General features: G+C 70.5%; 3 protein-coding genes and 1 pseudogene. 1 reads left to right on the top strand and 3 read right to left on the bottom strand.

The features are described 5' to 3' along the window. A pseudogene (locus AOK03_RS44565) lies at positions 1–254 on the top strand (hypothetical protein); the annotation flags it as partial. A gap of 133 nt (positions 255–387) precedes the next feature. Here AOK03_RS44565 and AOK03_RS37210 read toward each other — a convergent pair. From AOK03_RS37210 to AOK03_RS37200, 3 genes are all read right to left on the bottom strand, one after another. Next, positions 388–984 (bottom strand): hypothetical protein, encoded by a 597-nt coding sequence (locus AOK03_RS37210; protein WP_055569797.1) that lies wholly within the window; start codon positions 982–984, stop codon positions 388–390. 351 nt (positions 985–1,335) lie between these two features. Then, positions 1,336–2,580, bottom strand: a complete 1,245-nt coding sequence (locus AOK03_RS37205) for an acyltransferase family protein (RefSeq protein ID WP_055569796.1) — start codon at positions 2,578–2,580, stop codon at positions 1,336–1,338. Then, complete coding sequence (locus AOK03_RS37200; RefSeq protein ID WP_055569795.1) at positions 2,577–4,697, bottom strand: bifunctional polysaccharide deacetylase/glycosyltransferase family 2 protein; 2,121 nt, start codon at positions 4,695–4,697, stop codon at positions 2,577–2,579. The genes AOK03_RS37205 and AOK03_RS37200 overlap by 4 nt, the downstream gene beginning before the upstream one ends. Between the last annotated feature and the right edge of the window lie 485 nt (positions 4,698–5,182).

Genomic DNA, 5,182 nt, shown 5'->3' with positions numbered 1-5,182 from the left:
CCGCGGCCACGAGGTCACCGCCGTGGTCCGGAACCCCGCACGCTTCACCGAGCTCCACCCGGAAGCCACGCACCGCACGCGCGACCCTCTTCGAACCGGGCGTGCGCACGGGCGAGTTCCGCCTCGGCAAGGACGAGCTCCTGATGGACGCGGACGGCAACTCGGCCCTCTCGATGGAGGACTTGGCGGTAGCGCTGCTGGACGAAGCGGAATCCCCGACCCACCACCGCGCGCGCTTCACGGTCGGGTACTGAGCCCGGGCCCCGGGGCCGAATGCGTTCGGCGTTGACGGCGCACACACGCGCGGCCGGGCATCGCAGTCGAATGCGATGCCCGGCCGACCGAACTCCTGCCGCACGCGGCAGTCGTACGCGCGCCGCGTCCGCGCTACTTCCCGGCGACCTTCCAAGCGATCTGCTTGCCGTCCTCCTTGGCGGACCAGCGGACCTCGAGGTCCTTCGAGCCCTCGGGGATCAGGTACGTCTCGCAGAGGACGTGGGTCTCGCCCTTCTTCCAGCCCTCGAGCTCCAGCTCGTCCTCGCAGCCAGGCGCGTCCTCGGCGGCGCCGATGAGCAGGCCGCCGCGGGTGCCGTCCGCGTAGATCTCCGTGGTCTCGGCCACGTCCGGCGTGTCCGTGAGCGGGGCGCCGGCCTTGTGCGTGATCTTCATGTGGGCGGTCGCGACGACCAGGCCCTTCGCCTGCTTCGGGTCCGAGACCAGCTTCTTGGTCTCGGCCGCCGTACCGACGTCGATCTTCTCGGCGGCGACGTCGTAGGTGACGGTGGCCTTGTCCTCCTTCACCTCACCCGTGGTGGTCTCGCCGGCCTTGAGGACGGACGGCTCCGCGGGCTTGTTCTGGGAGCTGGGGGCGTCCGCCTTCTTGTCGTCCGACTTCTTGTCGTCGCCGCCACCGCAGGCGGTCAGCGCGAGGGCGAGTACGGCGACGGGCGCGGCGACGCGCAGCGCGGTCTTCCTGTAAAGCAAAGGGAGCTCCTGGCAGAGGTGGGCCCGCCGCACGGCATGCGGTCGTCCGGCACGTACAGCGGGAGAGCCGTCAGCTTAGGAGTCGGCTACACGCAGCGTCGAGATCATTACGCTTCACCACCGTCGATGTATTTGCCGGTGCAATTGACACCCAAGAGGCGTCTGGTGCGCACCCGGCATGCCGCTCCGACTTTTCCGCTTCGGCGCGCGTCCCCCCGCACCCGCCCCTCGTTCGCTGCGGCGAACTCGACCGCCCGCCCCAGTCGCGTCGAACGCCTGGATTTACAGCGGCATTTCAAACCATTGCGGACGCACAGGTGTACGTAACGTTCGCGCAACGTCATTGCGTGCTCACTGTGAAGACCCCGCTCGCCTCCGCCCCTTCGCCCCGTTCGGCCACAGCCTCGGTCGCCGATTCGCCGCCAGGTCCTCCACCCAGCCCACGGCGACCACCAGCAGGCCGATCAGCGGCCAGACCAGGACGGTCATCCACACCATGTACGTCGTGTCGAGCGCCGAGCTCCAGCGCTCGTCCGCCATCAACGGCAGGTCGTACGCCAGGTCGATGATCGGCACCGTCGCCATGATGAGGAAGTTGTGCCACAGGTAGATCGTGACCGCGCGGTTGTTGGAGAGCGTGACCAGCTTGTCCCACTTCGCCAGTCTGCCGGGCAGCTCCTGCCAGGACGGCGCGTACTGGAGCAGGATGACCACGAAGCCGAACGACCACGTCGCCTGTGCCAACGGGATGTCGTTCAGGTCCCAGCCGTCCGGGCCCAGGTGGCCCGAGGCCCACCACAGGCCGAACGCCATGAGGAGGGCCGAGACCGACACCGCGAGGTAACGGGGCACCTGCGCCAGCAGCCCCTCCTGGTGTGCGAAGCCGAGCACCCAGCAGCCGCCGTACACCGCGAAGTCCGAGATCGTGTTGCCCGTCTCGCCGGGGATCGTGAGGACGCCCGTGCCGACCACCGCGGTCAGCGCGAGCGGCGCGAACAGCGTCGTCCACGGCGTCTTGCGGAAGGCCCACAGCAGGAGCGGGGACGCGATGACGAACCACAGGTACGCGCGGATGTACCAGAGCGGGCCCACCGCCTGCACGGGCCAGGTGTCCTCCAGGAGGCCCGCCTTGTCGCCCAGGTTCCACGGGAACGGCGGGGCGCCCACCGGGAACACGTAGTTGAGCATCGACACCAGGCCCCACGTGCCCCCGTGGTCGGGGTCCTCGGAGACGTCCCAGCCGCCCGCGAAGAGCAGGAAGAGCGCCGCCGCGCCGAACACCCACATGGGTGGGAGGAGCCGGCGCATGCGGCCCCTGATCACGCCCCCCGCGGGGCGCTTCAGCGAGCGCGCCATCAGCGAACCCGCGAGCGCGAACATCACGCCCATCGAGGGGAACGCGATCGTCAGCCACCCCCAGCCGAACAGGTGGTAGACGACGACGCGGACGAGCGCGAGCGAGCGCAGGAGGTCCAGGTAGCGGTCACGGCCCGGCTTCATCGGGGTGGTGGCCGGGGCGTCGGGGGCCGGGGCCCCGGTGGCTGGGGCCCCGGTGGCCGGGGCGTCAGTGGACGCTGCCGACACGTGGCGACTCATGCGACGGGCCTCCGATCATGGCTGCCCGTCCGCTGTCGCGGAATGGCGCCGGGCGCCCCCACCACTCCCGTGCGCCGCAGCTTCTGCCAGCGCAGACGGCCTCCGGTGAGGGCGGTTATCCAGGACTGCAGCAGCACGACGTACATCAACTGCCGGTAGAGGATCTGCTGGAGGGGCAGCGAGATCAGGTGGGTCATCCGCTCGCGGTCCAGGTGAAAGGCGTACGCCGCGCAGACCGCCTGCACCGCGAGCACGCCCAGCCACGCGGCGACGGTCCGCTGGGTGGGGCCGAAGACCAGGCCGTAGAGGAGGAACACGTCGATGAGGGGGGCCAGCAGCGGGGCGAGCACCATGAACAGCGAGACCAGCGGGAGCCCGACCCGGCCGAAGCGGCCCGAGGGGCCGCTCTCGACGACCGCGCGGCGGTGCTTCCAGATCGCCTGCATCGTGCCGTACGACCAGCGGTAGCGCTGGGACCAGAGTTGCTGGACCGACTCCGGGGCCTCGGTCCAGGCGCGCGCCTTCTCCGCGTACACGACCCGCCAGCCGTCACGGTGCAGCGCCATCGTGATGTCCGTGTCCTCGGCGAGCGTGTCGTCGCTCATGCCGCCGACCCGCTCCAGGGCGGAGCGCCGGAACGCGCCGACCGCGCCCGGGATGGTCGGCATGCAGCGCAGCACTTCGTACATCCGGCGGTCGAGGTTGAAGCCCATCACGTACTCGATGTGCTGCCAGGCGCCGATCAGTGAATCCCTGTTGCCGACCTTCGCGTTGCCCGCGACGGCGCCCACGCGGCCGTCGCCGAAGGGCTGCACGAGTTCGCGGACGGTGGACGCCTCGAAGACGGTGTCGCCGTCCATCATCACGATGATGTCGAAGCGGGCGTTGGCCACGCCTCGGTTGAGGGCGGCGGGTTTGCCCGCGTTCTGCTGGCGCACCACGCGTACGTTCGGCAGGCACAGGTCCTCCACGATGCGGGCCGTGCCGTCCGACGAGCCGTCGTCGATGACGACGACCTCGATGGGGTGGTCGCTCGCCATCAGGGAACGGACCGTCGCCTCGATGCACTTGGCCTCGTTGTACGCCGGGACCAGGACGGAGACGGGCTCGGTGATCGGCAGGCCCCGGCGGAAGTCCCGTCGCCGCGCCTTGCGCGCGTGCGCCGCGGAGAGCAGCAGCATCAGGCCGAACCGGACGAAGACGAGGACGCCGATGACGGCGAGGGCGACGACGAGGCCGTCGGTGATGTGCTCGGAGGCGCCGACCAGGAAGACCCAGGCCTCGCCCTTCCACAGTTCGACGCCGGTGACCTCGGTGTGCGCGCTGGGTGCGTTCAGCGCCTCGGTGAGGTTCCCGAATTCGTAGCCCCGCTTCCGCAGATCGGGCAGGAAGCGGTCGAGCGCGGCGACGGTCTGGGAGCGGTCGCCGCCGGAGTCGTGCATGAGGACGATGGCGCCCTTGCCGCCGCGGGGCGTGGCCCGGCGGATGATCTCGTCGACGCCGGGACGCTTCCAGTCCTCGCTGTCGGTGTTGTTGACGACGGTGAGGTAGCCGCGGCTGCCGATGGCCTTCGTCACGGGGTACGACCTGTCGTCCATGGCGTCGGCGAACGACGAGTACGGCGGACGGAAGATCGAGGTCCGGATGCCTGCCGCGCCGGCGAGGGCGAGCTGGTTCTGCGAGAGCTCCCAGTCGATGCGGCTCGCGGACTGGTAGGAGAGGTCGGGGTGGTTGAAGGTGTGCAGGCCGACCTCGTGCCCCTCGTCCACCATGCGCCGGACCAGGTCGGGATGGCGCGAGGCCATGGTGCCGGTGACGAAGAAGACGCCGTGGGCGTCGTGTTCCTTGAGGACGTCGAGGATCTTGGGGGTCCACTCCGGGTCCGGGCCGTCGTCGAAGGTCAGCACGAGCCGGTGGTCGGGCACGCTCAGCGTGGTCTCGCGCCCGTTGCGCGTGTCGATGACCGGGCCGCCGTCGAGGATCTTCCGCGGCACGTGGTCGGTCGGTGCGGGCGGTCTGACGCGGTGGTCGGCGAGGATCTCGCTGTGCACGTACCCGCGCAGCATCAGCATCGCGAGCAGCGCGACGAGCAGCAGCGAGGGCAGCAGGTAGCGCATGGGCAGCCGACGGCGCCGGGGGCTCGTGGGCGGCTTGGCCCGGCGTCTGCCGCGGCGGTTCTGGGCGTGACGGTTCCCGGGGCGGTCCGACCGGCCCCTGGCGGTGCGGGTGTTCATCGCAGTGCGTCCTCCGAGGACGGCTTGGTGTCCGGCTGAGACTGCTGGTGTCCGGTTGAACTGCTGGTGTCCGGCTGAACTGCTGGTGTCCGGCTGAGACCGCTGGTGTCCATCGGGGCGGCTCGGCGCGGCGCGCGGTCAGGACTGACAGGACCGCTGGTGTCCGGTTGAACTCTGGTGTCCGGTCAGGACTGCTGCGTGCCCGGTCAGGACTGCTGCGTGCCCGTGGAGGACGGCTCGGGGGAGGGCGTGTATCCGACGGGGACTTCGCCGCCACCGCTGCCACCACTGCCGCCGGCGCCGACGCCTCCGTTGCCGCCGGACTGCGTCGGCTGCGTGGGCGGGTCGGCGCCGGCGGCAGTGGTGGC

Origin of the sequence: Streptomyces atriruber, assembly GCF_001418325.1 — a bacterium.
In the GTDB taxonomy this organism is placed as follows: Bacteria; Actinomycetota; Actinomycetes; order Streptomycetales; family Streptomycetaceae; genus Streptomyces; species Streptomyces atriruber.
The sequence above is the reverse complement of the archived record's forward strand: the minus strand, read 5'-3'. Positions and strand labels throughout refer to the sequence as shown.

What these genes read in the sequence shown, in the direction of transcription:
- AOK03_RS37200 (WP_055569795.1), bottom strand. Translation starts at nt 4,697, where the DNA reads ATGCGCTACCTGCTGCCCTCGCTGCTGCTCGTCGCGCTGCTCGCGATG.
- AOK03_RS37205 (WP_055569796.1), bottom strand. Translation starts at nt 2,580, where the DNA reads ATGAGTCGCCACGTGTCGGCAGCGTCCACTGACGCCCCGGCCACCGGG.